Genomic DNA, 1,039 nt, shown 5'->3' on the forward strand with positions numbered 1-1,039 from the left:
GCGGTGGCCGCGAGGTAGTCGCCCGCCAGCGCCGCCACGTCGGCCGGCACCTGGGCCAGGGCCAGCAGCGGGGCGGGCGCCAGCAGGATCGCCACCCCCGGCAGCGCCAGCATGCCGGCCAGCCAGAAGCCCTGCTGCAGGGCCGGGCCGATCTCTTCGTTACGGCCGGCGCCGACATGGTGGGCCACGGTCGGTGCCACCGCCTGCAGCACGCCGCCCAGCAGCATCACCACCGAGATGTAGAAGCTGCTGCCGATGGCCACCCCGGCCAGGTCGAGGGTGCCGTAGCGCCCGGCGATCAGGGTGTCGGCGATCATCATCGCCATCGACAGCAGCTGGGCGATGAGGATCGGCCAGGCGTGGTGGAACAGCTGGCGCACGATGGCGCCGGCGCTGCCTGGCGGGTGGATGGCGAGGGCGGTCAAGGCGGAGGGCGGGGGCTGGTTAGCGGTGCACCAGCACCGGGATCCTGGAATGGGTGAGCACCTTCTGGGTCTCGCTGCCCAGGAGCAGCGCGCCGATGCCGCGGCGGCCGTGGGAGGCCATGAAGATCAGGTCGCAGGCGTGGGCCCCGGCCGCGGCGATGATGCCCTCGTGGGCCATGTCGCAGGCGGTGGTGACGGCGCTGGCGGCCACGCCCTCGGCGCCGGCGGCGGCCACCAGCGGGTCGAGGATGGCGCGGCCCTGGGCTTCGGCGCTGGCCACCAGGCGCGCCCGGGTGCCCGGGTCGGTGATGCCGTAGCCTTCGCTGAAGGACACCGGGAAATCCGGCAGTGCGGTGAAGAAGGTGATCCGCGCGCCGGTCTCGCGGGCGAAGGCAATCGCCTTGGCCGCGGTGTGGCGGGAGAGTTCGGAGCCGTCGGTGGGTACGAGCAGGTGCTTGAACATGGTGTTGTCTCCTCTGGTGGGGTCAGCTGGCGTTGGCCAGGGCCTGGAAATCGCGCTTTTCCATCAGCCACGATACCGTGAAGCCGGCCACCAGGCCCCAGAAAGCCGCGCCGATGTTGAGGATGCCCAGGTCGGCCACCGTGACGCACAG

2 protein-coding genes are annotated in these 1,039 nt (G+C 71.9%); both read right to left on the reverse strand.

The annotated features are described in order from the left end of the window. A partial coding sequence (locus tag L6Q67_RS23455) for an MATE family efflux transporter (protein ID WP_296575900.1) occupies positions 1-425 on the reverse strand: 425 nt, incomplete at its 3' end. Between the two features lie 19 nt (positions 426-444). Then, positions 445-888, reverse strand: coding sequence for a universal stress protein (locus L6Q67_RS23460; RefSeq protein WP_296575903.1), 444 nt, complete (start codon positions 886-888; stop codon positions 445-447). Positions 889-1,039: the final 151 nt, after the last annotated feature.

Origin of the sequence: Zoogloea sp., assembly GCF_023150065.1 — a bacterium.
Taxonomy (GTDB): Bacteria; Pseudomonadota; Gammaproteobacteria; order Burkholderiales; family Rhodocyclaceae; genus Zoogloea.